Annotated in this window: 23 protein-coding genes; 9 read left to right on the top strand and 14 right to left on the bottom strand. The window is 71.7% G+C overall.

Annotation, left to right across the window (positions count from 1 at the left end):
* The first annotated feature begins 73 nt into the window (after window positions 1–73).
* The gene (locus ACJ6WD_RS06835) at window positions 74–712 is read left to right on the top strand and encodes a DUF4232 domain-containing protein (protein WP_038520379.1); all 639 of its coding nucleotides are present in this window, start codon (window positions 74–76) and stop codon (window positions 710–712) included.
* A 69-nt stretch (window positions 713–781) separates the two neighbouring features.
* On the opposite strand, the gene ACJ6WD_RS06830 is transcribed toward ACJ6WD_RS06835, so the two are convergent.
* Window positions 782–2,596 (bottom strand): NHL domain-containing thioredoxin family protein, encoded by a 1,815-nt coding sequence (locus ACJ6WD_RS06830; protein WP_407615299.1) that lies wholly within the window; start codon window positions 2,594–2,596, stop codon window positions 782–784.
* Window positions 2,597–2,660: 64 nt separating this feature from the next.
* Here ACJ6WD_RS06830 and ACJ6WD_RS06825 point away from each other — a divergent pair, with 64 nt between their 5' ends.
* The 3 genes from ACJ6WD_RS06825 to ACJ6WD_RS06815 all read left to right on the top strand — a co-directional run bounded on the left by ACJ6WD_RS06825 (window position 2,661) and on the right by ACJ6WD_RS06815 (window position 4,728).
* On the top strand, window positions 2,661–3,191 hold the full coding sequence (locus ACJ6WD_RS06825; protein WP_016571790.1) for an LURP-one-related/scramblase family protein: 531 nt from the start codon (window positions 2,661–2,663) through the stop codon (window positions 3,189–3,191).
* Window positions 3,192–3,429: 238 nt separating this feature from the next.
* The gene (locus tag ACJ6WD_RS06820) at window positions 3,430–4,254 is read left to right on the top strand and encodes a maleylpyruvate isomerase family mycothiol-dependent enzyme (protein WP_407615298.1); all 825 of its coding nucleotides are present in this window, start codon (window positions 3,430–3,432) and stop codon (window positions 4,252–4,254) included.
* Between the two features lie 198 nt (window positions 4,255–4,452).
* Window positions 4,453–4,728 (top strand): hypothetical protein, encoded by a 276-nt coding sequence (locus tag ACJ6WD_RS06815; RefSeq protein WP_407615297.1) that lies wholly within the window; start codon window positions 4,453–4,455, stop codon window positions 4,726–4,728.
* Window positions 4,729–5,042: 314 nt separating this feature from the next.
* Here ACJ6WD_RS06815 and ACJ6WD_RS06810 read toward each other — a convergent pair whose 3' ends face one another.
* The 3 genes from ACJ6WD_RS06810 to ACJ6WD_RS06800 form a co-directional block, all read right to left on the bottom strand.
* Entirely contained in the window at window positions 5,043–6,296 is a 1,254-nt protein-coding gene (locus ACJ6WD_RS06810) for a nitrate/nitrite transporter (RefSeq protein ID WP_374206784.1), read from the bottom strand.
* 116 nt (window positions 6,297–6,412) lie between these two features.
* Window positions 6,413–7,105 carry a GntR family transcriptional regulator gene (locus tag ACJ6WD_RS06805; RefSeq protein ID WP_233657195.1) on the bottom strand — a complete coding sequence of 231 codons (693 nt, stop codon included), beginning with the start codon at window positions 7,103–7,105 and terminating at the stop codon, window positions 6,413–6,415.
* Between the two features lie 137 nt (window positions 7,106–7,242).
* Window positions 7,243–8,094: a GNAT family N-acetyltransferase gene (locus ACJ6WD_RS06800; RefSeq protein ID WP_407615296.1), complete on the bottom strand. Its 852-nt coding sequence runs from the start codon at window positions 8,092–8,094 to the stop codon at window positions 7,243–7,245.
* Window positions 8,095–8,298: 204 nt separating this feature from the next.
* Here ACJ6WD_RS06800 and ACJ6WD_RS06795 point away from each other — a divergent pair, with 204 nt between their 5' ends.
* Window positions 8,299–8,475, top strand: a complete 177-nt coding sequence (locus tag ACJ6WD_RS06795) for a hypothetical protein (protein ID WP_165479645.1) — start codon at window positions 8,299–8,301, stop codon at window positions 8,473–8,475.
* A 107-nt stretch (window positions 8,476–8,582) separates the two neighbouring features.
* Here ACJ6WD_RS06795 and ACJ6WD_RS06790 read toward each other — a convergent pair whose 3' ends face one another.
* The 3 genes from ACJ6WD_RS06790 to pdhA are packed head-to-tail and all read right to left on the bottom strand — an operon-like array spanning window position 8,583 to window position 12,274.
* On the bottom strand, window positions 8,583–10,049 hold the full coding sequence (locus tag ACJ6WD_RS06790) for a dihydrolipoamide acetyltransferase family protein (RefSeq protein WP_407615295.1): 1,467 nt from the start codon (window positions 10,047–10,049) through the stop codon (window positions 8,583–8,585).
* A gap of 21 nt (window positions 10,050–10,070) precedes the next feature.
* The gene (locus ACJ6WD_RS06785; protein ID WP_376445164.1) at window positions 10,071–11,054 is read right to left on the bottom strand and encodes an alpha-ketoacid dehydrogenase subunit beta; all 984 of its coding nucleotides are present in this window, start codon (window positions 11,052–11,054) and stop codon (window positions 10,071–10,073) included.
* Window positions 11,055–11,056: 2 nt separating this feature from the next.
* Complete coding sequence (pdhA, locus tag ACJ6WD_RS06780) at window positions 11,057–12,274, bottom strand: pyruvate dehydrogenase (acetyl-transferring) E1 component subunit alpha (protein ID WP_233657199.1); 1,218 nt, start codon at window positions 12,272–12,274, stop codon at window positions 11,057–11,059.
* A 325-nt stretch (window positions 12,275–12,599) separates the two neighbouring features.
* Here pdhA and ACJ6WD_RS06775 point away from each other — a divergent pair, with 325 nt between their 5' ends.
* The 3 genes from ACJ6WD_RS06775 (at window position 12,600) to ACJ6WD_RS06765 (ending at window position 14,899) form a co-directional block, all read left to right on the top strand.
* A complete protein-coding gene (locus ACJ6WD_RS06775) occupies window positions 12,600–13,259 on the top strand; it encodes a response regulator transcription factor (protein WP_233657200.1) in 660 nt (219 codons plus the stop codon).
* A gap of 127 nt (window positions 13,260–13,386) precedes the next feature.
* The gene (locus tag ACJ6WD_RS06770) at window positions 13,387–13,803 is read left to right on the top strand and encodes a pyridoxamine 5'-phosphate oxidase family protein (RefSeq protein WP_233657201.1); all 417 of its coding nucleotides are present in this window, start codon (window positions 13,387–13,389) and stop codon (window positions 13,801–13,803) included.
* A gap of 52 nt (window positions 13,804–13,855) precedes the next feature.
* Window positions 13,856–14,899, top strand: coding sequence for a phosphotransferase (locus ACJ6WD_RS06765; RefSeq protein WP_407615294.1), 1,044 nt, complete (start codon window positions 13,856–13,858; stop codon window positions 14,897–14,899).
* 33 nt (window positions 14,900–14,932) lie between these two features.
* Here the strand turns inward: ACJ6WD_RS06765 and ACJ6WD_RS06760 are convergent, their stop codons facing one another.
* Complete coding sequence (locus tag ACJ6WD_RS06760) at window positions 14,933–16,600, bottom strand: protein kinase domain-containing protein (RefSeq protein WP_366407643.1); 1,668 nt, start codon at window positions 16,598–16,600, stop codon at window positions 14,933–14,935.
* A gap of 313 nt (window positions 16,601–16,913) precedes the next feature.
* On the opposite strand from ACJ6WD_RS06760, the gene ACJ6WD_RS06755 reads away from it, so the two are divergent.
* Window positions 16,914–18,560, top strand: a complete 1,647-nt coding sequence (locus ACJ6WD_RS06755) for a protein kinase domain-containing protein (RefSeq protein WP_376559119.1) — start codon at window positions 16,914–16,916, stop codon at window positions 18,558–18,560.
* A gap of 85 nt (window positions 18,561–18,645) precedes the next feature.
* On the opposite strand, the gene ACJ6WD_RS06750 is transcribed toward ACJ6WD_RS06755, so the two are convergent.
* The 6 genes from ACJ6WD_RS06750 to ACJ6WD_RS06725 all read right to left on the bottom strand — a co-directional run bounded on the left by ACJ6WD_RS06750 (window position 18,646) and on the right by ACJ6WD_RS06725 (window position 25,135).
* Complete coding sequence (locus tag ACJ6WD_RS06750; RefSeq protein ID WP_308401734.1) at window positions 18,646–19,206, bottom strand: bacterial proteasome activator family protein; 561 nt, start codon at window positions 19,204–19,206, stop codon at window positions 18,646–18,648.
* 249 nt (window positions 19,207–19,455) lie between these two features.
* Window positions 19,456–20,256 carry a hypothetical protein gene (locus ACJ6WD_RS06745; RefSeq protein ID WP_407615293.1) on the bottom strand — a complete coding sequence of 267 codons (801 nt, stop codon included), beginning with the start codon at window positions 20,254–20,256 and terminating at the stop codon, window positions 19,456–19,458.
* 177 nt (window positions 20,257–20,433) lie between these two features.
* Entirely contained in the window at window positions 20,434–21,411 is a 978-nt protein-coding gene (locus tag ACJ6WD_RS06740) for an NAD(P)H-quinone oxidoreductase (protein ID WP_233657206.1), read from the bottom strand.
* 108 nt (window positions 21,412–21,519) lie between these two features.
* Window positions 21,520–22,659, bottom strand: coding sequence for a TrkA family potassium uptake protein (locus ACJ6WD_RS06735; RefSeq protein WP_233657207.1), 1,140 nt, complete (start codon window positions 22,657–22,659; stop codon window positions 21,520–21,522).
* Window positions 22,656–24,227: a molybdopterin molybdotransferase MoeA gene (locus ACJ6WD_RS06730; protein WP_407615292.1), complete on the bottom strand. Its 1,572-nt coding sequence runs from the start codon at window positions 24,225–24,227 to the stop codon at window positions 22,656–22,658. Before ACJ6WD_RS06730 ends, ACJ6WD_RS06735 begins: the two co-directional genes overlap by 4 nt.
* Window positions 24,224–25,135, bottom strand: coding sequence for an NTP transferase domain-containing protein (locus ACJ6WD_RS06725; protein ID WP_233657209.1), 912 nt, complete (start codon window positions 25,133–25,135; stop codon window positions 24,224–24,226). The genes ACJ6WD_RS06730 and ACJ6WD_RS06725 overlap by 4 nt, the downstream gene beginning before the upstream one ends.
* Window positions 25,136–25,160: the final 25 nt, after the last annotated feature.

Here is a 25,160-nt window from a genome sequence, read left to right as displayed (position 1 = left end):
GGGCAGTCGCTATCGTGGCCGTGCCATGACATAGCCGCCTCGCCGTCCGCAGTACCTCACCGGGGGACCTTCCATGACCGCACGCCGCACCCGTCGCCGCTCCGCCGTGTACGCCGCGCTGGCCCTCGGCCTGGCCGGCTCGCTCGCGCTGACCGGCTGCAACAGCAGCTCCTCGAAGTCGAAGACGAGCTCGTCCTCCAAGAGCAAGAAGCGCAAGATCATCGGCGGTGGCGCCGCCGCGGCAGGGGCCGGCGCCGGCGCGGCGGCCAACCGTCACGTGTCGAACTGCTACCTCACCACTGCCCGGCTCCAGTTCGGCCAGGTGACGGGGCCCAAGGGGTATGTGACCGTGCGGTACCGGAACTCCTCCGGCTCGCTGAGCTGCACGCTGTACAACGCACCGCTGCTGTCGTTCAACCAGGCGAAGACGCCGCTGCCGAGGGTGAAGCCCGACTCGGGCCACCTGGTGACCCTGCGGCCGCACTCCACCGCCTACGCGGTCATCCCGACCACCAGCGCCGCCGCCCTGGGCACGAAGCAGAAGGACGTGGCCGTCCAGTTCATGGGCCGCTCGGAGGATTCCCGGACCACCGGCCCGCCCGTGACGTACAACTTCGCCGAGAAGTACACGACGGTCTCCGTCGGCCAGAGCAAGGTCACCAACTGGTACAGCACCCTCTCCGCGGCCAAGCTGGAGGCCGGCGTCGGGTGACGTCCCGCGGCCGCCGACCCCCAGGCCGGCACACGTAGCCTCGGCTGGGGGCCGGCCTGGGGGTCGGAGCTACTCCGCGTCCAGCCCCGCCAGCACGAGGCCCAGCCGGGCCGTGCCGTCCCCGGTGATCCGGACCGGCACGCCCCAGTCCTGCTGGTGCACGTGACAGGCCGGGTACTCGACGTCCGGGGCGTCGTCGCAGGACGCGGCCATCGCCGAGACGTGCAGCACGCCCTCGCTCACGCCGTCCGCGAGGACCAGGTCCCGCGCCAGGTCCTTGCCCGCACCCGCCCCGTCGGCGAGCAGCTCCGGCGGCGTGGCACTGACCAGCAGCCGCGTGGAGGGACCGTAGCGGGTGTCGAGCTTCTGGCCGGCCGGGGCCTGGAAGACCACATCGAGCCGCAGGGTGCCGGGGGCGATGTCGGTCGCGGCCCGCTGGGTGCGGTGGGCCACCGACTCGACGCGCACCGCCTCCTCGGGGAGCCGGAGCCGGGTCAGCCGGTGCCGCGCGGACTCCACCACCACGATGTCGTCGTCGGCGAGGACCGCCGCGGAGGGCTCCCGCAGATCGGTGGCGAGGGTGGTCACCTCACCGCTGGCCGGGTCGTAGCGGCGCAGCGCGTGGTTGTAGGTGTCCGCGACGGCGACCGAACCGTCGGGGAGCGCGGTGACGCCCAGCGGGTGCTGGAGCAGGGCCTGCTCGGCGGCGCCGTCCCGGTGCCCGAAGTCGAAGAGGCCGGTGCCGACGGCCGTGCGGACCACGTAACCGTCCGCGGCGTCGTCGGCCGCCCGCTCGATCCAGCGCACCGCGCTGGTCTCCGAGTCGGCGATCCACAGCCGGTCGCCGGCCGCCGCGAGCCCGGAGGGCTGGGCGAACCACGCCTCCGCCGCGGGACCGTCCACCAGGCCCTCGTTGGTGGTGCCGGCCGCCACCGCCACCGTGCCGTCGGCCGGGTCGTAGGCCCAGATCTGGTGGACGCCGGCCATCGCGATCCACAGCCGGTCCTGCCACCAGGCGAGGTCCCACGGCGAGGAGAGGTCCACCTCGCGGGCCGCGCCCGCGGTCGGCGAGCCCTGCCACCACTGCTTGCCGGTACCGGCCACCGTCTCCAGCGTGCCGGTAGCGGGGTCGAAGACCCGGACCGCGTGGTTGACGGTGTCCGCGACGGCGACCGTGCCGTCGGGCAGCAGCGCCAGTCCCTGCGGCTCGTTGAAGGAGTCCGGGCCCAGCCCGCGCTCCCCGCTCCCGATCCGGCGCAGCACCTCTTCGCCGTCGGCGGCCAGCTCGACCAGTTGGTGCCGGGTGGTGTCGGAGACCAGGAAGGTGCCGCCGGGCAGCCGCACGGCCTTGCCGGGGAAACGGAGGTCGGTGGCGACCGGCTCCGGCGGCACGTAGGGGCCGTCCCCGCGCCGCAGCGTGCCCTTGGCGCCGTGCTCGGCGATCAGCTCCTCGACGAGCGTCTCGATGGCGTGCGCATGGCCCTCGCCCGCGTGCTGGGCCACGACGTAGCCCTCGGGGTCGATCACCACCAGCGTCGGCCAGGCCCGCACCGCGTACTGCTTCCAGGTCGCGAGCTCGGGGTCGTCGAGGACGGGGTGCTCGACGCCGTACCGCTCGACGGCGTCGACGACGGCCTGGTGGTCGGCCTCATGCACGAACTTCGGGGAGTGCACACCGATGATCACGACCGAGTCGCGGTGGCGCTCCTCCAGCTCCCGCAGCTCGTCCAGGACGTGCAGGCAGTTCACACAGCAGAACGTCCAGAAATCGAGGATGACAATGCGCCCTCGCAGGTCAGTGAGGGTGAGGTCGTTTCCGCCGGTGTTGAGCCAGCCGCCCTTGCCGATCAGCTCGGGGGCCCGGACGCGCGCACGTGAAGCCATGTGGACATTCAACGTCACTCCGGTGTCCAGGCATTCCGCAGGGGCCACGGGGAACACGTCACCCATGCTGCAATCCCACGAGGCGCACCACCCTCGCTCCCGCAAGTACTTCGTGCACGACCGGATCTTCGGCATCGGCGATGACTACTGGGTCGACGACGATCACGGACGGCACGCGTTCCTCGTGGACGGGAAGGCGCTTCGGCTGCGGGAGACCTTCGAGCTCAAGGACACCGAGCGGCGGGTCCTGATCACCATCCGCAAGAAGATGTTCAGCCTGCGCGACGCGATGACCATCGAGCGGGACGACGAGCCGTTGGCCACCATCAAGCGCAAGCGCCTTTCGTTGCTGCGCCATCACTTCCGCGTCGAGCTGGTCGACGGCACCGAGCTGGACGTGAGCGGCAAGATCCTCGACCGGGAGTTCGCGGTCGAGTACGACGGCGAACTGCTCGCCGAGATCTCACGGCGGTGGCTGACCGTCCGTGACACCTACGCGGTCAACGTCGTGCGGGAGGACGCGGACCCGGCGCTGCTGATCGCCGTCGCGGTCTCCGTGATCCGGATGGCCGAGCGGGAGCGGGAGGACGACTGAGGACGCGCCGGACGTACCGGCCAAAACCCTCTTACCGGGCGGTAATTGACCGGTCGCGCCGACTCCGCACCAATCGGGAGCGGCGAATCGCGCACAGTACCACCGGCAACGCTTTCGAACGGCCCGACCGTCAAACATCCGCCTACGATGGTCACCCGAAAGCACTGCCGGGGTGCCCGTGCGCAGCGTAACTTAACTGCCAGACAGCAGCCCGCGTACGAACCGTTCGAGGGGTCCCGTGACCGTCCATCCCAGCCTTCAGTCCTCCATCGATGCCTGGACGCACTCCATAGAAGCGATAACCGAGCTGGTGACGCCGCTCGTCGAAGGCGAGTGGAACAGGGCGACGGACCTGCCAGGTTGGTCCGTGCGCGACATCGTCTCCCACGTCATCGGCCTGGAATGCGAGATGTTGGGCGACCCCCGGCCGATCCACACGCTGCCCCGCGACCTGTACCACGTGCGCAGCGAGTCGGCCCGCCGGATGGAGGTCCAGGTGGACGTCCGCCGGCACCACACCGCGCCGGAGATGCTCAGCGAGCTCGAATACACCATCATCCGGCGCTCTCGGCAGTTGCGGAACGAGACCCGTCAGCCGGACACCGTGGTGCGCAGCCCGCTCGGCGAGGAGCGCACCCTGGAAATCGTCCTGGAGCAGCGGGCGTTCGATGTCTGGGCGCACGAGCAGGACCTCCGCCGGGTGTTCGGCAAGCCCGGCAACCTCGACTCGGCGGGTGCGCTGGTGGCCCGCGACCTGCTGGTGCGGGCGCTGCCCGGGATCGTCACCAAACGGGCCAAGGCGCCGGCCCGTTCGACGGTGGTCTTCGACATCAGCGGTCCGGTGGAGTTCATGCGGACCGTCCGGGTCGACGCCGAGGGGAAGGCCACCATCGACGGCAGCGTCTCGCTCGGTCCGACGGTGACGCTGACCATGGACTGGGACGCCTTCCACCAACTGGCGTGCGGACGGGTCCGGCCGGCGACCCTGGTCGAGCAGATCAAGATCGACGGCGACCAGGACCTCGCCCACGCCATCCTCGACAACTTCGCCGTCACGCCGTAACGCCCGGGCCGCTCAGGCACTCCCGAGGGGAACCAGTGACCCGGGCGGGGCGTCCCACGAGGAACTCAGGGGCCGCTGGGCTCGCTGGGGCAGCGTGGCTCGGCAGGCTTCGGCTGCGAGGGGCGCGACGTGGTGGAGGGAGCGGTGAAGGCGGGGGACGGCCGACCCGGGGCCGAAGAGGGCCGGGGGAGCGGCGGGATGTGGAACACCGCGCAGCACATCGCGGCGGACAGCGTCCACCAAGGCCACACCGTCACCATCCACCCGCCGCAGGCAGTCACGCCCACCCCGACCGGTTCCGCGGCAGAAGCGCTGAAGCAGGCAGTGCACAAGCAGTGGCGCGAGGAAACCCGTAAGCGCGGCCTCCATCTGCCCACACCGCTGCCCGTCGACTGGGCGATCCGCAAGGGATTTGCCGTTTCACGTGAAACAACGCTCTCCACCGATCCCTCCGGCAACTCCCGGACCGATTAAGGGAGATGGGCACCCCACGCATGGTGCTGCTCGGCGCACCGGGCGCAGGGAAGACGACCCTGGCCGTGTTCGAGGCCAGCCCCTGGCACGAGCTCTGACGCGCTGTTGAGCCTGACCGTGTTGCTCTTCGTCCTCGCCCGCTCGGTCCGGTGGCCGGCACGCTGCACCAGTTCCGGCACGGCCGGCTGAAGGAGCACCGGGCGTTGCAGCACCCCCGCCACCGGGAGGTGGTGGACGGGGATGCCGACGACGAGGACGGGAAGGGGGGCGGGCGGCCCGGACGAGGTGTCAGCCGGGGAGACCGGCGACCGTCCTCAGGCCGGGACGTGAACGGCCTCGACCCTGCTGACCACCAACCGTTCCCGTTCGCGCCGTGCCGCACGCCGACGCAGCCGGAGGATCTGCGAGATGCCGAGCGCCTCCAGGACGAAGACCGAGGCGAAGGCGATCCGGTAGTTGTCGCCGGTGGCGTCGAGCAGGACGCCGACCGCGAGCAGCGTGGTCATCGAGGCGGTGAAGCCGCCCATGTTGACGATGCCGGACGCGGTGCCCTGGCGCTCCGGCGGATTCGCCGGCCGGGCGAAGTCGAAACCGATCATCGACGCGGGGCCACAGGCACCCAGCACCGTACAGAGCACGACCAGCAGCGCCATGGGCGCGTGCGCGGCCGGCCAGCACAGGGTGAGCGCCCACAGCAGGGCGGTGGCCGCGACGGTGCCCAGCGCCAGCGGCATCCGCGCCGCGTGGTGGCGCGCGATGACCTGGCCGTAGACCAGGCCGACGGCCATGTTGGAGAGCACCACGAGGGTCAGCAGTTCACCGGCCGTGCCGCGGGAGAGGCCCTGCGCCTCCACGAGGAACGGCAGGCCCCACAGCAGCAGGAAGACCATCGCCGGGAACTGGGTGGTGAAGTGCACCCACATGCCCAGCCGGGTGCCGGGCTCGCGCCAGGCGGCCGCGATCTGGCCGCGGACGAACGCGGCGCCGCTGTGCTCGCGGGACGCCGGCGGCGGGGCGAAGCCCTCGGGGTGGTCCTTGAGGAAGAGCAGCAGCAGGGCCAGCACGACGATGCCGCCCAGGGCGCTGGCGGCGAAGGTCGTCGTCCAGCCGAAGGTGTGCAGCAGGCGGGCCAGGACGAGGGTGGAGATCAGGTTGCCCGCCATGCCGACCAGGGCGGCGATCTGCGCGATCATCGGGCCGCGACGGGCCGGGAACCAGCGGGAGCCGAGCCGCAGCACGCTGATGAAGGTCATCGCGTCACCGCAGCCCAGCAGCGCCCGCGAGCCGAGCGCCATGCCGTACGAGTCCGAGAACGCGAAGCCGAACTGGCCCGCGGTGTAGAGCACCACGCCGATGGTCAGGACCTTCTTCGCGCCCAGCCGGTCGACCAGCAGGCCGACGGGTATCTGCATGCCCGCGTAGACCAGCAGCTGAAGGATCGAGAAGGTGGACAGCGCGGAGGCGTTGATGTGGAAACGGTGGGCGGCGTCCAGGCCGGCCACGCCGAGGCTGGTGCGGTAGGTGATCGCGACGAAGTAGACGGCGACGCCGATGCCCCATACGGCCACGGCCTTCCGGCCGCCGGGCGGGTCCGAGGGAAGCAGCCGGACGCCGCCCCCGCCTATGCCGCCTATGCCACCACCGGTGGAACTGTCGCTGCCGGCAGCACCGTCGGTACGCCCGCTCATCGCTCGTTCCCCTGCGCGAGGTTGCGGACCCAGCTGACGTGCCGCTGTACGGCGTCGGTGGCGGCTTCGGCGTCGCCGGCCCGCAGGGCCTCCAGGATCTCGGTGTGCTCGGTGATGTTCTTGGCGATCCGGTCGGGGTGGGCGTGCATCACCGCGACGCCCATCCGCAGTTGCCGGTCGCGCAGCTGCTCGTAGAGCCGGTCCAGGATCTGGTTGCCGGCGCTGCGCACGATGGCGGCGTGGAAGGCCCGGTCGGTGATCGACACGGCGGCCAGGTCGCCCGCCGCGGCCTGCTCCCGCATCGTCTCGACCAGTTCGGTCAACTCGTTGATCAGGGCCGCGCCGGCGGGCACGGCCTTGGCCGCGGCGTGCTTCTCCACCAGCAGCCTGGTCTCGACGACATCGGCGATCTCCTGCGCGGAGACCGGAAGGACCAGCGCGCCCTTCTTCGGGTAGAGCTTGATCAGCCCTTCCACCTCCAGTCGCAGCAGCGCCTCCCGCACCGGGGTGCGGGAGACGCCCACCGCGTCGGCGAGCTCCCCTTCGGTGAGCAGCATCCCGCCCTCGTAGCGGCGCTCCAGGACGGCGTCCTTGATGTGGGTGTAAACCCGCTCGGCAGCGGGTGGCTGTTTGGCGGGAACGGGACCGGTCTCCCTCGTGGGGACGGTGGACAGGGACGCTGATGGCATGCGCACAGGATAGATACAACAAGTATGCGACCGGTACGGCATTCCGCGATGCGGACGATCAACGCGATATTTGCCCTGGTAGGAGGCGTTATGCGGGGTCGGCCGGGCCCGTTTCGGAGCGCCGGCCGACCGTCTCCTCAGGCCGACATCCGCCCCTGCGCGACCAGGCGGTCCACCACCTGCCGGTGGGCCGGTGCGCAGCGCGCGGAGGACTCGTGGCGATCGAACCACGCGTACTCGGCGATCTCCCGGCCAGGGGCCGGCGCGATGTCCTGGGGGCCGCCGGTGAAGCAGGTCATGTGCAGCCGCCGACCGTTCTTGCCGTGCGCCACGTCGTGGACGACGAACGCCTCGGAGAGCTCCGCGGCCGGGATGCGCAGGCCGAGTTCCTCCGAGAGCTCCCGGGAGAGCGCCTCGCGTGCCGTCTCCCCCGGTTCGTACTTGCCACCCGGGAGGTAGAAGGTGTCGTTCCCCCGCGTCCGCACGCTCAGCAGCCGGCCGTCCCGCACGTGGAGCCACGACACCGACCGCAGCGGCGCCTCCCGCTCCGCGGCGATCAGCGGGTGGCCGGTCCGGTCGTCGATCCGCCGCCCGCGCTCGGTGAAGCCCAGGTGGGCGGAGAACCGCCGGGCCCGGGCGTTCTCCTCGAAGACCTCCAGGGTCAGCGCGCCGTACCGCGCGGCCGCATGCTCCACCAGCTCCCGGCCGGTCCCGGCGCCCTGTGCCTCCGGCGCCACGAACAACCCGCCGATCTCCGCCCCGGCGTCGTCCCCGAACCGGAGTCCCAGCACGCCGATGACGACCCCGTCGCGCTCGGCGACCCAGTTCTCCGCCCGGACGAGATGCACCTCGCGGAGGATCCGGGCCCGCTCCCCCTCTCCTTCTCCCTCGATGAACGGATGCGCCTGCTTCGACGCCCTGGACCACAGGTCGCAGACCGCGTACTGATCCGCGTCCCGATAGCGCCGAATGACCGTGTGACTGCTCATTTCGCCGACCGTAAGGAGCCGGACGGCCGGCAGCAAACCCTTTCCGGTCGCGGTCCGCCCCGCTCGAAAGGGGGACCCGAGGGGGACCCACGGTCCGACTCAAGGCGTACGCGAGTCCGTACCTGACGCGTACGGAACGGCCGCATTCCCATGGGTGAATGGAGACACGGAACCGATAAGGCACCCGTACAAGGGGAGTTGACCATGCAGTCCAGGACGCACACCGGCCACCGTGCGCGCAACGCCGTCGCACTGGCCCTGATCGTCGCCACCGTGTGGGCCGGCGCCGCACTGGCCCGCAGCGCGGCGCCGGTCGACCCGTCCGCCCCAACCGGCCCGGTGGCGCACCTCAGCCGCGTGGTCGACCTCATCCGCGGCTGAGCAACGACCAAGGGCGGTGTTTCACGTGAAACGCACCGACCGTTTCACGTGAAACACCGCCCCACCGTCGTCCCGGACTCCCGCCCAGGACGATCAGTCCGGCCAACTCAGCCCCAGGTGATCAGCCGCTTGGGCCGCTCCAGGATCGCCGCGATGTCCGCGAGCAGCTTGGAGCCCAACTCGCCGTCGATCAACCGGTGGTCGAAGGAGAGGGCGAGGGTCGTGACCTGGCGCGGCTTGACCTTGCCCTTGTGGACCCACGGCTGGAGCTTGATCGCACCGACCGCGAGGATCGCCGACTCCCCCGGGTTGAGGATCGGAGTGCCGGTGTCGACGCCGAAGACGCCGACGTTGGTGATGGTGACCGTACCGCCGGACATCGCCGCCGGTGAGGTCTTGCCCTCGCGGGCGGTGGCCACCAGCTCGCCCAGCTCCGAGGCGAGCTGGGGAAGCGTCTTGGCCCCCGCGTCCTTGATGTTCGGGACGAGAAGGCCGCGCGGAGTGGCCGCGGCAATCCCGAGGTTGACGTAGTCCTTGTAGACGATCTCCTGAGTCGCCTCGTCCCAGGCGGCGTTGACCTCCGGGTGCCGCTTGATGGCGACCAGGAACGCCTTGGCCACCAACAGCAGCGGATTGACCCGCAGCCCGGCCAGATCCGGGTCCTGCTTGAGCTCCTGGACGAGCTTCATCGTGCGGGTCACGTCGACGGTGATGAACTCCGTGACGTGCGGCGCGGTGAAGGCACTGGCGACCATCGCCTGGGCGGTGGCCTTGCGCACGCCCTTGACCGGCACCCGACGCTCGCGCGCGGCGTCGAAGGCGGCGACCGGGGCCACCGCCGTCGGGACGGCCACCTCGGGGGCGGCCGGCGCCGCCGCCTCGGCCGGTGCGGCGGCCGCGTAGACGTCGTCGCGGGTGACGACGCCGCCCGGCCCGGTCGGGACGACCGTCGCCAGGTCGATGCCGAGGTCCTTGGCGAGCTTGCGGACCGGCGGCTTGGCCAGCGGACGCTCGGCGACCGGAACGACGGCGGCGGGCGCCGCCGGCGCCACGGGCACGGCCGCCGGAGTGGCGGCCGGCGCCGGCGCGCTGTGCCCGTTGAGCTCGGCCTGGAGCCCGGCGGTCACCGGCTCCGACTGGGCCGGCACCCCTGGCTGCTGCTTGCGCGCCCGGCGCTTGGTCGAGGACGGCGCGGCGCCGTAGCCGACCAGCACCGCCTGCCGACCCTGCGGTTCGGCGTCGTCCTCCTCGGCGGGCGCCGCGGCCTCACCGAGGGCCTCCCCGACGGGGCCGGCGCCCGGGTCGGTGTCGACCGCGATGATCACGGTGCCGACGTCGACGGTGGTGCCCTCGTCGAAGTGGAGCGCGTGCACCACCCCGTCGTAGGGGATGGGCAGTTCCACGGCGGCCTTGGCGGTCTCGACCTCGCACACGACCTGGCCGTCGGCAACGGTGTCACCGGCCTTGACGTACCACTTGAGGATCTCGGCCTCGGTCAGGCCCTCGCCCACGTCGGGCATCTTGAACTCGCGGATGCGCTGCGTGTGCGCGGCGCCGGCGGTCCCTGCAGTCATGGTCACGACTCTCCTCAGCCCTCAGTACGCCAACGCACGGTCAACGGCGTCGAGCACCCGGTCCAGCCCCGGAAGGTACTCGTCCTCCAGCCTGGACGGCGGATACGGGGCGTGGAAACCGCCGACCCGCAGCACCGGTGCCTCCAGGTGGTAGAAGCAGCGCTCGGTGATCCGGGCGGCGATCTCCGCACCCGAGCCGAAGAAGACGGGCGCCTCGTGGACCACGACCAGCCGGCCGGTCTTCTCGACCGAGGACTGGACGGTGTCGAAGTCGATCGGGGAGATCGAGCGCAGGTCGACCACCTCGACCGACCTGCCCTCCTCGGCCGCGACCTTGGCGACGTCCTCGCAGACCTTCACCATCGGGCCGTAGGCGACCAGGGTGAGGTCGGAGCCGGCCCGGGTCACCCGGGCCTTGTGCAGCGGGTCCGGGATCGACTCGGTGTCCAGGCGCGACTTGTCGTGGTAGCGGCGCTTGGGCTCGAAGTAGATGACCGGGTCGTCCCCGGCGATGGCCTGCTGGAGCATCCAGTAGGCATCGGAGGAGTTCGACGGGGAGACGATCTTGAGTCCGGCGACGTGCGCGAAGAGCGCCTCGGGCGACTCGGAGTGGTGCTCGACGGCGCCGATGCCGCCCGCGTACGGGATGCGGATGACGACCGGCACCTTGACCTTGCCCAGCGCCCGCGCGTGCATCTTCGCGAGCTGGGTGACGATCTGGTCGTAGGCGGGGAAGACGAAGCCGTCGAACTGGATCTCCACGACCGGTCGATAGCCGCGCAGGGCCAGGCCGATCGCGGTGCCGACGATGCCGGACTCGGCGAGCGGGGTGTCGATCACCCGGTCCTCGCCGAAGTCCTTCTGGAGCCCGTCGGTGACCCGGAAGACGCCGCCGAGCTTGCCGACGTCCTCGCCCATGATGAGGACCTTGGGGTCGGCCTCCATGGAGGCTCGCAGCGACGCGTTGATCGCCTTCGCGATGGTGATCTTCTCGTGGACAGCCATGGTCAGTTCCCCTCCGCGGCGGCGTCGGCGTCCGCGAACGACGCCTGGTAGGCGGCGAACTGCGCGCGCTCCTCATCGACGAGCGCGTGCCCGTCGGCATAGACGTTCTCGAAGATCGCCAGGTGATCCGGGTCGGGCATGGCCCGTACGACGTCGCGGACCCGCTTGCCCAGGACGTCGCTCTCCTCGTCGATCGCGGCGAGGTAGGCGTCGTCCACGAGGCCCTCGGCCTCCAGGTACTTCCGCAGCCGCAGGATCGGGTCCTTGGCCTCCCAGGCCAGCGTCTCCTCGTCCGGGCGGTACCGCGTCGGGTCGTCGGAGGTGGTGTGGGCGCCCATGCGGTAGGTGAACGCCTCGATCAGCATGGGGCCCTGGCCGGTGCGCGCGCGGTCCAGCGCCGCCTTGGTCACCGCCAGGCAGGCCAGCACGTCGTTGCCGTCCACCCGGACGCCGGGGAATCCGTACCCCTGGGCGCGCTGGTAGAGGGGGACGCGGGTCTGCTTCTCGGTGGGCTCGGAAATCGCCCACTGGTTGTTCTGGCAGAAGAAGACGACCGGGGCGTTGTAGACCGCGGAGAAGGTGAAGGATTCGGCGACGTCGCCCTGGCTGGACGCGCCGTCACCGAAATACGCGATGACCGCGGAATCCGCGCCGTCCTTCTGCACGCCCATCGCGTAACCGGTCGCGTGCAGCGTCTGCGATCCGATGACGATGGTGTAGAGGTGGAAGTTGTTGCTGTTGGGGTCCCAGCCGCCGTGGTTGACGCCGCGGAACATCCCCAGCAGGTTCGTCGGGTCGACGCCGCGGCACCAGGCCACGCCGTGCTCCCGGTAGGTGGGAAAGACGTAGTCGTCGTCGCGCAGCGCGCGGCCGGAACCGATCTGCGCGGCTTCCTGGCCCAGCAGCGAGGCCCACAGACCCAGTTCGCCCTGGCGCTGGAGGGTGGTCGCCTCGGCGTCGAACCGCCGGGTCAGCACCATGTCGCGGTAGAGACCGCGCAGTTCCTCGGGAGAGAGGTCGATCGAGTAGTCCGGGTGCTCGACCCGCGTCCCTTCCGGGGTCAGCAGTTGTACGAGCTGGTCCTGCTCCGCCTGGTCCGGCCCGGCGCTGTTCCCGGCCTTGGACTGCGTCGCCTTCTTCGCCGGCGTCGTCTTTTTGGCGGTGGTGCGCTTGCTGCCGCCGCGGGCGGTTTTCCGCTCGGCAGTGCCTTCCACGGTCACGTGCTGCTCCTCCGTCTGTCCGGCCCCCGGGGTCCGCCGGTGGCCGTTTGCGGCTCACCCGGTATCCGATACGGCGCACGGGGTGTGTGCGAACGCGGCCGGATCCGGGTGGAACAAAGCGCCCCGGAGTGGCCTGCTCATTGCACGTTACCCATTGTCAAAGCCGAAGTGGAAATGGCGCTGACCTGCGATTTTGCTTGGATTTCCAAGTAAATCGCGAAGGCTGGGAACAACTCCTGGTCACAGCGTTGCAGGCCGCCGGGACAACGGCACGTTATATCGGTGACCTGGAGCACGGGAAGAGTTGGTGTGTGAGACTAGGAAGGTGCGTGAAGACGGAAAAATCACGGTTTTCCTGCTCGATGACCACGAAGTGGTCCGGCGGGGCGTCCACGAAATGTTGTCGGTCGAGGACGACATCGAGGTGGTCGGCGAGGCCGGCACCGCGGCGGATGCCCTGGTCAGGATCCCGGCGACGCGTCCGGACGTGGCCGTGCTCGACGTCCGCCTCCCGGACGGCAGCGGCGTCGAGGTCTGTCGCGAGATTCGCGCCCAGGACGAAGAGATCAAGTGCCTGATGCTCACCTCGTTCGCCGACGACGAGGCCCTGTTCGATGCGATCATGGCCGGTGCGTCCGGTTATGTCCTCAAGGCCATCCGCGGCAGTGAACTCCTCTCCGCGGTCCGCGACGTGGCGGCCGGGAAATCACTGCTCGACCCGGTGGCCACCGCCCGCGTCCTACAGCGGCTCCGCGACGGCGACGCCGCGAAGGGCGACGACCGACTGGCGAACCTCACCGAGCAGGAGCGCAAGATCCTCGATTTGATCGGCGAGGGATTGACCAATCGCGCAATCGGCGAACGGCTCCACCTCGCCGAGAAAACGATCAAGAATTACGTTTCCAGCCTGCTTTCCAAGCTCGGCATGGAACGCCGTTCCCAGGCCGCCGCCTATGTCGCCCGCATGCAGGCCGAACGGCGCTGAGCAGGAACGACACCAAGGCCACGACCCCGGAGCCGGCGGTTCCGGGACCGGCGGAAGGGACCAACGTCCCGCCTCGCGGGGGCTGCCGCCCCTACCCGACGCCGCACCGGACGGGCAGGGTGACACCATGCCCACCGACGTCTTCCGCGCCATCGAGCTGTTGAGCAGCACCCCCTACGGCCGGGTGTCGGCCAGCCGGCGGGCGCTCCCCTTCACCACCGTCACCCGGCACGTCGTCGTCGACGGTCGCGTGCTCCTGCGCCTGCACCGCGGCTACGAGTACCACCGGGCGCTGGACGGCAGCGTCGTCGCCTACGAGGCCGACAACGTCAACAGCGGCGCCCGCGACACCTGGTCCGTGCAGTTCACCGGCACCGCCCGGGTCATCGAACCCACCCCGGTCGAGCGGCAACTGTTCGGCCGCACCCCGCGGTTGGCCGACGGCGTCCCGTACGACGCGGTCTTCCTGCGGATCGAGCCGGAATTCGTGACGCTGCATCACCTCACGGACGTCCCGGTCTTCGGATACGCACACCCTCTGTGAGGCTTTCCGGGACACCCACTCCACTGGGCGAAGTTGATCTAACATCTGGCGCGTGCTGCGCTCATCTGTAGTCCGGTCGGCGGCCACGCCCGACCGCGACACCCTCGGATCCCTGCTGCGCCACTACGACGGAGCCGGCGCACCGCTGTCCTGCGAACCCGTCGCCGAGGGCCTGCTCAACCACGGCTACTTCCTCGCCACCACCCGCGGCCGCTACTTCCTCAAACACCACCTCGACGGCGACCGGGCCGCGCTCACCCGCCAGCACCGCGCCACCCGCAGGCTGGCCGGGTGCGGCCTGCCCGTCGTCCCGCCCGTGACGGGCACGGACGGGCGGACCTTCACCGTCCTGGACGGCCGCCACTACGCCCTGCACCCCTGGAGGACGGGCCGGCACCTGAGCGGCACGGCACTGACCGTCGGCCAGTCGCGCCGGCTCGGCGGGCTGCTCGGGCTGGTCCACACGACGCTGGAGCAGGTGATGGCCGACGAACCGGCGCCGCCGCGGCCGCCGGGCACGGACGCCGCCGCCGACCCGCAGCGGACCTTCGAGACGATCGACGAGTTGCTGGCGCTCGCCCGCGGTGCCCGGCCGCGGACCAGCTTCGACGAGCTCGCCGAGCACCGCCTCCTGGAGCGCCGGGCCCTCCTGGAGCGGCAGGCGCACCGCCGGCCGGCGCCCGGTGCGGAGCCCCCGGCGGGCTGGGTGCACGGCGACTTCCACCCGCTGAACGTGCTCTACCGCGGGACCGAACCGGGCGCGATCGTCGACTGGGACCGGTTGGGCGTCCACCCGCGCGCGGAGGAGGCGGTGCGCGCCGCCGTGATCTTCTTCGTCCGTCCCTGCGGCACGCTGGACCTGTCGAAGGTCGCTGCGTACGCCGCCGCCTACCGCAGCGTGTGCGGGGCCGGGGCCGACGAGCTGGCCGCGGCCGTGCACCGGGTGTGGTGGGAGCGGCTGAACGACTTCTGGATGCTGACCTGGCGCTACCGGCTCGGCGACCTGCGCACCGATCCGCAGTTCCCCGCGGCGGCCGCGCTGGCCGTGTGGTGGACCCGCGAATTCCCCGCCGTGCGAAGGGCGTTCACGGGCTGACGCGCACGGCGCCAGCCCGTCCGTCCGTCCCGGTCAGCCGCCGGTCGCCCCACCGAGGGGCGTCGTGCCACCGTTGGTGGTGCCGCCGTTGTTGGTCCCGCCGTTGGTGGTGCCGCCGTTGGTGGTCCCGCCGTTCGACGTGCCGCCGTTGGTGGTCCCGCCGTCCGTCGTCCCGCCGTTGGTGGTGCCACCGTCCGTCGTCCCGCCGTTGGTGGTGCCACCGTCGGTGGTGCCGCCGTCGGTCGTCCCGCCGGTGGTGCTGGTCGGCGGCTCCGAGCTCGGCTGGCTCGACGGCGTCGGCTCGGACGACGGCTGGGTGCTCGGCTGGTGGGTCGGGCGGTGGGTGTAGGGGTTCCCGCCGCCGCTGGTGCTGCCCGGGTAGGTGTCCGTGGTGGACGGCTCGTCCGTCGGCGGCTGGGTGGTCTCGTCCGACTGGGACGGCTGCGGGGACTGGGTGACCGGCGTCTTGGTCTTGTGCTCGTTGGCGTTGCTGTTCTGCAGCGCGAAGGCCACGCCCACCGCGATGGCGATCAGTGCCAGCACCGCGATCAGCCAGATCTTGCCGCGGCCGCCCTTGGCCTGGCGGTAGCCGCCCTCGAAACCGCCGTCGTCGTCCCGCATGCCGGGCGTCAGGATCGGCTGGGCCGTGGTCTTCCCGGCGTCGGCGTGCGACATGACGGAGGTCTCGGCCGCTCCGCCGCGCAGCGCCATGGTGTGGCCGCCCTCGTGCAGCGCGACCGGGCCGGTGTTCCAGGTGCCGGTGTGGCCGCCCTGCTCGTGCAGCATCTGCAGCGAGTACTGGACCAGACCGCGCATCTCCTCGGCGCTCTGGAACCGGTCGTCGGGGTCCTTGGCCAGCGACCGCATGACCAGGCCGTCCAGCTCCGGCGGCACCGCGTCGGCGACCTGGGAGGGCGGCACCGGCATGTCCTGGACGTGCTGGTAGACGACCGAGAGCGGGGTCTCACCGGTGAACGGCGGCCGCTGCGCGAGGAGTTCGTACAGCAGGCAGCCGGTGGCGTAGAGGTCGGAGCGGGTGTCGACGGTCTTGCCGAGCGCCTGCTCCGGGGAGAGGTACTGCGGGGTGCCCATGACCATGCCGGTCTGGGTCATGGTCGACTGCGCACCGTGCAGGGCGCGGGCGATGCCGAAGTCCATCACCTTCACGGCGCCGCTGTTGGTGATGATCACGTTCGCGGGCTTGATGTCGCGGTGCACGATGCCGTGCTGGTGGCTGTAGGCCAGCGCCTCCAGCACCCCGGAGACGATGATCAGTGCCTGGTCCGGCGGCGGCGCCTCGGCGTTGAGCAGCAGGTCCCGGATGGTGTGGCCCTCGACCAGCTCCATCACGATGTACGGCACGGTGTTGCCGCTGACGAAGTCCTCACCGGAGTCGTAGACGGCGACGACCGCGTGGTGGTTCAGACCGGCGACGGACTGCGCCTCGCGCGTGAAGCGGGCCTTGGACACCGGGTCCTCGGCGAGGTCCGCGCGCAGCAGCTTCACGGCGACGGTCCGGCCCAGGCGCACGTCCTCGGCGGCGAACACCTCTGCCATGCCGCCGCGGCCCAGCCGACGCGTCAGGCGGTAGCGGCCGTCACCGACCAGCCCGCCGTTGCCCCACAGCTCCGGCGCGTCGGAGACGTTGGAGCCGGTGGCGTCAGGATCGGACGGCCCTTGGGGGCGCTGCGTCGGTGCCATCGGTCCTCGCCGTCGAATCGATCCGCATTGCAGCGGTAAGGTCTCGGTCTTCGCTAGAGCACGCTACAGGTTCCGCGGCACCCACCGGTCCGTCGTGGACCGGCCATCAAACCCTCCGCATCCCAAGTGTCGCAAGTTCACCAGGGGTGACCGGAAGTCCGAGCCCCTTCATGACCGTGCCCGGATCTTGCACATCTGGTCACGGAACGGGCACACAGCTTGACGTGTCCGTGCCCTGGGGCAGACTTGGCTGCGGAATTCTAGATTTTGATCGCTAGACATACGGGCAGTGCGCCTAGGGGGAAGCGGAACGATGAGCCAGGACGGCGCTCAAGGCCAATTCGAGGGCCGTTCGGTCGGCGGTGGACGTTACCAGCTCCGTGATCTTCTTGGCGCCGGCGGCATGGCCTCCGTGCACCTCGCCTATGACAGCGTGCTGGACCGCGAGGTCGCGATCAAGACCCTGCACACCGAGCTCGGCCGCGAGCAGGCGTTCCGCGAGCGCTTCCGGCGCGAGGCCCAGTCCGTGGCGAAGCTCACGCACACCAACATCGTCTCGGTCTTCGACTCCGGCGAGGACCAGCTCGACGGCGGCATGGTGCCGTACATCATCATGGAGTACGTCGCCGGCCAGCCGTTGCGTTCCGTGCTGGACTCCGACATCGCGCAGCACGGCGCGATGCCGACGGAAAAGGCGCTGAAAATCACCGCCGACGTGCTCGCCGCCCTGGAGGCGAGCCACGAGATGGGCCTGGTCCACCGGGACATCAAGCCGGGCAACGTCATGATGACCAAGCGCAACGTCGTCAAGGTCATGGACTTCGGCATCGCCCGCGCCATGCAGTCCGGCGTGACCTCGATGACCCAGACCGGCATGGTCGTCGGCACCCCGCAGTACCTCTCGCCCGAGCAGGCCCTGGGCCGCGGCGTGGACGCCCGCTCCGACCTGTACTCGGTCGGCATCATGCTCTTCGAGCTGCTGACCGGACACTTGCCGTTCGACGCGGACTCCCCGCTGGCCATCGCCTACGCCCACGTGCAGGAAGAACCGCCGGTCCCGTCGACCATCAACCGCTCGCTGCCGCCGGCGGTGGACGCGCTGGTGGCCCGGGCGCTGAGGAAGAACCCCAACGAGCGGTTCCCGACCGCCGAGGCGATGCGGGACGAGTGCCTGCGGATCGCCGGCTCCGGGCAGTCCGGCGCGACGCCACTGATCATCAGCGAAGGCCCGCGGGCCCGCACCAGCGGCGCCTCGGTCTCCTCCGCGGTGTTCCCCACCGCCTCCGGCAACCCGCACACCCCGGTGCCGCCGAGCGTCCAGCAGCCGTACCAGCCGACGCAGGCCGCCTTCGGCCCCTCGACTCCGCCGCCGGTGAACAGCCCCTACCCGACGCCGGCCCCGGCCCCGGCCCCGACGCCCCCGCCGTTCACCGGCGGCTTCCAGGCCCCGCCGCCGTTCCCCGGTCCGCCCGCGCCGGTGACGGGCGCCATGCCGCCGGCACGCCCCCGGAAGAACAACAGCGGGGTGATCATCGTCGCGGCGGTGGTGGGCGTGGTCGTGGTCACCGCGATCGCCATCGGCATCGGCTTGAGCGCAGGGTCCGGCGGCAGCAGCACCGGCGGAAGCGACAGCCCGACGTTCGCCTTCTCCCCGTCGCCCACCGCCAGCGTCCGTCCCGAGGACAAGACGGCGACGATCCAGGCCAGCCAGTGCACCAATCCGACGCCGAGCTACAGCCAGAAGGGCAAGGTCCTCTTCCCCTCGTTCAAGTTCAAGAACCTGGAGTCGGTCGAGGCGTGCATCAAGGCCGCCGGCTGGAAGTACAAGATCGTCAAGGAAGAGAACGACGCGATCTGGGGCAAGAACACCGTCACGGACCAGACTCCGGCGGCCATCAGCTGGTGGGACCCCCGCAGCAACGACACCGTCGAGCTGACCATCTCGACGGGACACAACTGAGAACAGCGGCATCTGACAGCCGGAGGGGCCGGCACGCGAACTGCGTGCCGGCCCCTCCGGCCGTTGTGGGTGTCGGGCGCCTCGATCAGAGGTAGGGGCCCGAGCGGGCGCCATCGTGACCGGGATGCTCAAGGTGGCCCTCGGCGGTGAGACCGGGCGGCAGGGCACGACGCATCTGCTCCAGTTGGGCGCGGGCCGCCATCTGCTGGGCGAAGAGCGCGGTCTGGATGCCGTGGAAGAGGCCCTCCAGCCAACCGACCAGCTGGGCCTGGGCGATCCGCAGCTCGGCCTCGGTCGGCACCGACTCGTCGGTGAAGGGCAGCGACAGCCGCTCCAGCTCTTCGACCAGCTCGGGGGCCAGGCCGTCCTCCAGCTCCTTGACCGAGCTGGCGTGGATCTCCTTGAGGCGCACCCGGCTCGCCTCGTCGAGGGGAGCGGCCTTCACCTCTTCCAGCAGCTGCTTGATCATGCTGCCGATGCGCATGACCTTCGCAGGCTGCTCGACCATGTCCGTCACCGGAGTCTCACGGGGCTCCCCGCCCTCGTCCCCGTCACCGGAGGCGGCGCTGCCGAGCGCCATGCCGTCCGGGCCGACGACCAGGACGTGCTGGTTCTCCTGCGACCGTTCGTTCATCGGCATATCCATGCCGCCATTCTCTCGTACGACAGGTCCAGAACGGTGGTGCCCCTGGCAGAAGGTGATCCACCCTTGCCGACACGACGAATTGCCCGTCGGACCCGCCCGTTATGCACCCCCGTCCCTGGCCGTACGTTTCACGTGAAACCACGGATTCTCGGCTGTTTCACGTGAAACCACGGAGCGTGAAACCACGGAGCGTGAAACCACGGGGAGCAACCGCTCAGCACCGCGGACCGTTTCACGTGAAACGGGACCTCAGCGGCGACGCAGTCGCAGTCCGAGAAAGGCCAGCCCCAGGCCGGTGAGGGCCATCCCGGCGCCCATCGGCAGGACCCGTTCGACCCGGGCGCCCGGGGCATCGAGGGGGTAGGGGCTTGCGACCGGATCCGGGCCGGCCATGGTCGAGTCCCCGTCCTCTTCGGGAGCGGGTGTGGGCGCCTGCCAATCGGGGGTCGGGGTGGGCGGGACGGCCAGGTCATGCGGGCGTGCGGGGTGCGGCCGTGGCGCAGGGCTCGTGTGCGGGCTGGGGTCCGCCGAGGCCGAGGGGGTGCGTTCGTGCGGCTTCGGCCGATGAGTCGGCGGCGGTGTGGGCTCGGGGGCCGGAGCATGCGGCGGGGCGGACGGCAGGGGCGGCTCGGAGACATCCGCATCCGCGTCCGCGGAGTCGTCCGGGGCGCCCTCGTCGAGCCCCGGCACGGGGTCCGAGCGCCAGGGGAAGCCAAGGCCGAACGGGTCGGCGTGGTGGTGTTGCCGCGGTTCGTGACGGAACGGACCGCCGGGGTGGTCCGGGAAACCCGGCAGCGCGCCGGAAAGGCCCAGGAAGGCATCCGGGAAGTCGCGGAAGTCGTAGGCGCCGGGGAAGTCCGGCAGCCCGCCAGAACGCCCTGGGTACTGCTCCGTCGAGAACTCCCCGGTCAGCACGGGGACCGCCGCGAAGTCGTCCAACGTCGCGTCGGGACGCGCGGCCGGAGTGGCCTGCCGGTCCGCGGCCAGCGCGGGACCGGCTGTCAGGGAGACGGGTAGGGCGGCGGCGAGCACCAAGAGACTGGAGGCCATGCGCGTACGGAACCCTGGAGCGACCACGGTGCCCCTCCCGTGCCGAGCCGTCGAGTGACGTGCCCAGCGTCACACAGCGGGTGGACCGCGGCATCTCGGGCAGATCGGCCGGGTGACCTGCCGGCACGGGGAGGGGCGAGGGGCGTTCAGGGCCCGGGGGCGGGGGCCGCGGCCGGCTCAGACCGTCAGGACGACCTTGCCGACGTGACCGCTGGCGTCCAGGATGCGGTGCGCCTCGGCGGCCTCCGCCATCGGCAGGGCCCGGTCCACGATCGGGCGGACCTGACCGTTGCCGATCAGCGGCCAGACGTGCTCCCGGACAGCGGCGACGATGGCGGACTTCTCACTGACCGGGCGGGCCCGCAGACCCGTGCCCGTGATCGCGGCGCGCTTGGCGATCAGCGCGGCGAGGTTGAGCTCGGCCTTCACCCCGCCCTGTAGCCCGATGATCGCCAGCCGGCCGGCGACGGCCAGCGCCTTGACGTTCTTCTGGAGGTACTTGGCGCCGATGATGTCGAGGATGACGTCCGCGCCCTTGCCCTCGGTGGCCTTGCGGATCTCCTGGACGAAGTCCTGCTCGCGGTAGTCGATGAGGACGTCGGCGCCCAACTCGGCGCAACGGGCCAGCTTCTCCGGTCCGCCCGCGGTGACCGCGACCCGCGCACCGACCGCCTTGGCGAGTTGGATGGCCATGGTGCCGATGCCGCTGGCACCGCCGTGGACCAACAGGGTCTCGCCGGGCCGCAGGTGCGCGATCATGAAGACGTTCGACCAGACGGTGCAGGCGACTTCGGGAAGCGCGGCGGCCGTCACGAGGTCGACGCCAGGCGGCAGCGGCAGCACCTGACCGGCCGGGACGGCGACCTTCTCGGCGTACCCGCCGCCCGACAGCAGCGCGCACACCTCGTCGCCGACCGCCCAGCCGTGCACGCCGGGGCCGACCGCCGCGATCCGTCCCGAGCACTCCAGGCCCGGGTACGGGGAGGCCCCGGGCGGCGGGTCGTAGAAGCCCTGGCGCTGGAGCAGGTCGGCGCGGTTCACGGCGCTGGCCGCGACCTCGATCAGGACCTCGCCCTCGGCGGGCTGCGGATCGGGCACTTCGGCCCAGACGAGGGCTTCGGGGCCACCGGGCTCGGGGATGGTGATCGCTCGCATGGGCGCGAGGCTACTCGCCGACCGGCCACGGGGCGAAAGGGCGGGGCGCGGCCCCGCCACAGGTCACCGCCCCGCGTACCGGTCGCCGGCGCCCCGTGCCACGGTCCGTCAGTCGTCCGCCGGGCGCATCGGGGAGACCGCGGTGCCGGGCAACGTCGGCTTGGCGGGCGGCTTCCCGGGGACGGCGGTCTCCTCCGCCGGGGCGGCGCGGACGATGGTGATCAGACGGTCCGCGGTCTGCAAGGGGCTCGCCCGCGGGTCGTCGTAGCCCAGGAGCCGGTGTCCGCGCAGCACGGAGACGACCAGGTCGTTCGTCTCCCGGACGGACTTGCCGACCTCGGCCTTGACCACCGGACGCTCCACCAGGTCCAGGCCGCTGCCCTGCTGGATCAGGTCTTCCATGACCGCACCCGCACTGGGGCTGTGCACCGACAGGCCCAGGAGCCGGCCGGCCGCACTGGCCGAGGTGATCACCGCGTCCGCGCCCGACTGCCGCAGCAGCGGCGCGTTCTCCTCCTCGCGCACGGCGGCGACGATGTTGGCCCGCTTGTTGAGCTGACGTGCGGTCAAGGAGACCAGCACCGCGGTGTCGTCGCGCTGGGTGGCGATGACGATCTGGTGCGCCCGCTGGATCTCGGCCCGCAGCAGGACGTCGCTGCGCGTCGCGTCGCCGACCACGCCCGCGTAGCCCTCGGCCACCGCCGATTCGACGACCTTGGTGCTGGGGTCGACGATGACGATCCGCTCCCGGGGCAGGCCCGTGGCCCGCAGGGTCTGCACGGCCGAGCGGCCCTTCGTTCCGAAGCCGACGATGACGGTGTGGTCGCGCAAGGCGTTTCTCCAGCGTTTCAGTTGCCACTGCTCACGGGTGCGTTCGGTCAGCACCTCCAGCGTGGTGCCGACCAGGATGATCAGGAACAGCACGCGCAGGGGTGTGACCAGGAGGATGTTCAACAGCCGTGCGCTGGCGCTGTAGGGGACGATGTCGCCGTAACCCGTGGTGGAGAGCGTGACGGTGGCGTAGTAGACGCAGTCGAGCAGGTCGAGCTGGCCACCGGCGTTGTCGTGGTAGCCCTCGCGGTCGATCCACACGATGAAGACCGTCGCGACGAGCACCAGCAGCGCCATCAGCAGCCGCCGGGCGACCTGTCGTATGGGCGCCTTCGGGCTGCGGCGGGGCAGTATCACCCGGTGCGAACGGTCCTCCGGGGTCTCGCGCGCCGCGGCATCGTGGGACGGGAGCTTCACGCGGTGCCTCCGGTGGGAGCTGCGGGGTCGTAGCAGGTGTCGGGGGTCGGCCAGCCCGCCGACCAGCCCGTCGGCCAGGGAAGTTCGAGGAGTTCGACCTCGGTGCCGCGCTCCGCGCCGCCGGACGGGATGACCGCCATCGCGTCCGCGGCAGCGATCCCGCGCAGCATCGCGGGTCCGTGGAAGTGCAGCGGCCCGGCCACCAGCCCGTGCCGGTCGTCGTCGCGGTAGGCCACCGGGACGAGCCGGGTGTCGCGCGGGTGCCCGGGGACGGCGGCGGCCAGCGGCACCCGGTACGGCGCGGCGGGATGGCGGGCGGCGAGCGTGCGGAGCAGGGGTTCGGCGAGCGTGAGCAGACCGGACACCGCGGCCAGGGGGTTCCCCGGAAGACCGACGAGGTGCCGGCGCGGTGCCAGGCGGGCCAGCAGCATCGGGTGGCCGGGGCGCACCGCCACGCCGTCCACCAGCAGCTCCGCGCCGAGCCGTTGGAGGGTCGGGTGCACGTGGTCGACGGGGCCCGACGCAGTGCCGCCGGTGGTGATGACCAGGTCGGCGGTGGATCCGGCGAGGGCCTCGTGCAGTGCTTCGGCGTCATCGCCGAGGTGTCGCGGGGGTGCCGCCTCGGCGCCCAGGGCGCGCAGCCAGGGCACCAGCATCGGGCCGAGCGCGTCGCGGATCCGACCGCCCTCGGGGAGCCCGTCGCGCAGCAACTCGTCGCCGAGGACGAGCACCTCGACGCGGGGGCGGGGGTGGACGGCGAGCTCGTCGTAGCCGGCCGCCGCGGCCAGGCCGAGGACCGCGGGGGTCACCAGCGTGCCGGCGGGCAGGAGTTGGTCACCGCACCGGCACTCCTGACCGCGCGGGCGGATGTCCTGGCCGGGCGGCACCGGACGCGGCGCGTACAGCCGGGCGCGGCCGTCGGGGAGTTCGAGGACCTCGCCGTGCTCGCTGCGCAGCACCGCGGTGGCGCCGGTCGGGATGCGGGCGCCGGTGGCGATGGGCAGCGCGTGGCCGTCGGGAAGCACCGCGGTGGTGGCGTGGCCGGCGAGGATGCCGGCGTCCGGGCCGGGCCCGGTGTCGTCGGCGGCGCGGTCGACGCGCCAGGGACCGGGGCCGGCGACCGCCCAGCCGTCCATCGCCGAGGTGTCGAACGACGGCAGGTCGGTGAGGGCCTTCAGCGCAGCGGCGAGCGTGCGGCCGAGCGCGTCGGCGAGCTCTGCGGTACCCGGCCCCACGGGCCCGGGCACCGCGCGTTCGGCGAGGTCACGGGCGGTGCGCCAAGGTGTGACGGCGTGGCCGGAGGACCGCGTCGCGGGGCGGGCGGACCCGGCGCCGCGAGCGTCGCCGCAGGTGGCGGAGCAGTCCTCCTCGACGTGGCCGGACCCGGGGGCGCCGCCGGTCGGGGGCGGTCCCACGCAGCCGGCGGCATGCTCGGCGGGCGCCCCGCCGGACGCGCCCGGCCGGTCGGTGCTCCCTGACCGCCCGCGGGTGGACGCGGTGCCGTTGACCAGCGCGAGCGCGTCGGCGAACTCGTCACCGAACGGGTCGCCGTGTTCCCCGTCGGTCATTCCGCGGGCTTCGTTTCGCCCGCCGGGGCACCGCCGGTCGTCCGCGCCGCCGCGGCCTCCTCGGTGGCCGCTTCCGCCGCCCAGCGCTCGGCGAGGGCGGCGGCCCGCTGCGCCAACTCCGCCACGTCGCGGCCCTGCTGTCCCGCCGCGTAACCGATCAGGAAGGTGGTCAGCGGCGCGGCCGGGCGGGCCACACCGTGTGCCGCGTCCCGCGCGAGGTCGAGGAGAGCCGCCGTGTCGACATCGAGGTCGATGCCCAGTTCGGCCTTGACTGCGGTGATCCATTCGTCCAACACGTGTCCATGCTCCCTGATCCGGGCGCGCGCCGTGCCGAGGTCCTCCCAGGTGTCGCAGTCGAAGGACGCCGTGGCCGAGGCGTCCGGGACCCGGGCGAGCGCCAGCGCGGACAGCAGGGGGCGCAGCGGCAGGTCGGTCAGGGTGCCGCGTTCGACCCGCAGCCGGTCCAGGGCGCGGCGCAGCGGGACGGAACGGTAGGCGGCCACCAGCGGCTGGTCGCGCCCGTCCGCATCGCGCAACAGCGCCCCGTCCCGGGGCGAGGCGGCACTGGCGGTCGCCGCGTCGAGGAGGGCGCGTACGGTCGCGGCCGTCAGGAACGGCAGGTCGGCGGAGAGGACCAGCACCGTGGGGGCGGTGGTGTGGCGCAGTCCGGCGTCGAGCGCGGCGAGCGGCCCACCGCCGGGCGGGTCTTCGCGGGTCTGGACCACCGGGCGGGCGGTCGGGCGGGCGGGGCCGACGACGACGGTGGCCGCGGCGTCGCGGCAGACGGCCAGGACCCGGTCCAGGAGGGCGCGGCCGCCGACCGCCAGGGCGGGCTTGTCCGCCCCGCCGAGCCGTCGGGCCGCCCCTCCCGCCAGCACGATCGCGTCGTAGTCGGTGTCGTCGCTCACCCCTTGAGTATCGCCGGGCGCGCCA

The organism is Streptomyces sp. VTCC 41912 (assembly GCF_045799175.1).
Lineage (GTDB): Bacteria > Actinomycetota > Actinomycetes > Streptomycetales > Streptomycetaceae > Streptomyces > Streptomyces albulus_C.
The sequence above is the reverse complement of the archived record's forward strand: the minus strand, read 5'-3'. Positions and strand labels throughout refer to the sequence as shown.

Bases quoted from the DNA above. Each gene is read 5' to 3' on its own strand.
- ACJ6WD_RS06815 (WP_407615297.1), top strand. From the start codon at position 4,453: ATGTGGAACACCGCGCAGCACATCGCGGCGGACAGCGTCCACCAAGGC.
- ACJ6WD_RS06790 (WP_407615295.1), bottom strand. From the start codon at position 10,049: ATGACTGCAGGGACCGCCGGCGCCGCGCACACGCAGCGCATCCGCGAG.
- ACJ6WD_RS06830 (WP_407615299.1), bottom strand. From the start codon at position 2,596: ATGGCTTCACGTGCGCGCGTCCGGGCCCCCGAGCTGATCGGCAAGGGC.
- ACJ6WD_RS06745 (WP_407615293.1), bottom strand. From the start codon at position 20,256: ATGGCCTCCAGTCTCTTGGTGCTCGCCGCCGCCCTACCCGTCTCCCTG.
- ACJ6WD_RS06800 (WP_407615296.1), bottom strand. From the start codon at position 8,094: ATGAGCAGTCACACGGTCATTCGGCGCTATCGGGACGCGGATCAGTAC.
- ACJ6WD_RS06730 (WP_407615292.1), bottom strand. From the start codon at position 24,227: ATGACCGACGGGGAACACGGCGACCCGTTCGGTGACGAGTTCGCCGAC.
- ACJ6WD_RS06785 (WP_376445164.1), bottom strand. From the start codon at position 11,054: ATGGCTGTCCACGAGAAGATCACCATCGCGAAGGCGATCAACGCGTCG.
- ACJ6WD_RS06770 (WP_233657201.1), top strand. From the start codon at position 13,387: ATGCCCACCGACGTCTTCCGCGCCATCGAGCTGTTGAGCAGCACCCCC.
- ACJ6WD_RS06760 (WP_366407643.1), bottom strand. From the start codon at position 16,600: ATGGCACCGACGCAGCGCCCCCAAGGGCCGTCCGATCCTGACGCCACC.
- ACJ6WD_RS06805 (WP_233657195.1), bottom strand. From the start codon at position 7,105: ATGCCATCAGCGTCCCTGTCCACCGTCCCCACGAGGGAGACCGGTCCC.
- ACJ6WD_RS06755 (WP_376559119.1), top strand. From the start codon at position 16,914: ATGAGCCAGGACGGCGCTCAAGGCCAATTCGAGGGCCGTTCGGTCGGC.
- ACJ6WD_RS06750 (WP_308401734.1), bottom strand. From the start codon at position 19,206: ATGGATATGCCGATGAACGAACGGTCGCAGGAGAACCAGCACGTCCTG.
- ACJ6WD_RS06835 (WP_038520379.1), top strand. From the start codon at position 74: ATGACCGCACGCCGCACCCGTCGCCGCTCCGCCGTGTACGCCGCGCTG.
- ACJ6WD_RS06825 (WP_016571790.1), top strand. From the start codon at position 2,661: ATGCTGCAATCCCACGAGGCGCACCACCCTCGCTCCCGCAAGTACTTC.
- ACJ6WD_RS06740 (WP_233657206.1), bottom strand. From the start codon at position 21,411: ATGCGAGCGATCACCATCCCCGAGCCCGGTGGCCCCGAAGCCCTCGTC.
- ACJ6WD_RS06795 (WP_165479645.1), top strand. From the start codon at position 8,299: ATGCAGTCCAGGACGCACACCGGCCACCGTGCGCGCAACGCCGTCGCA.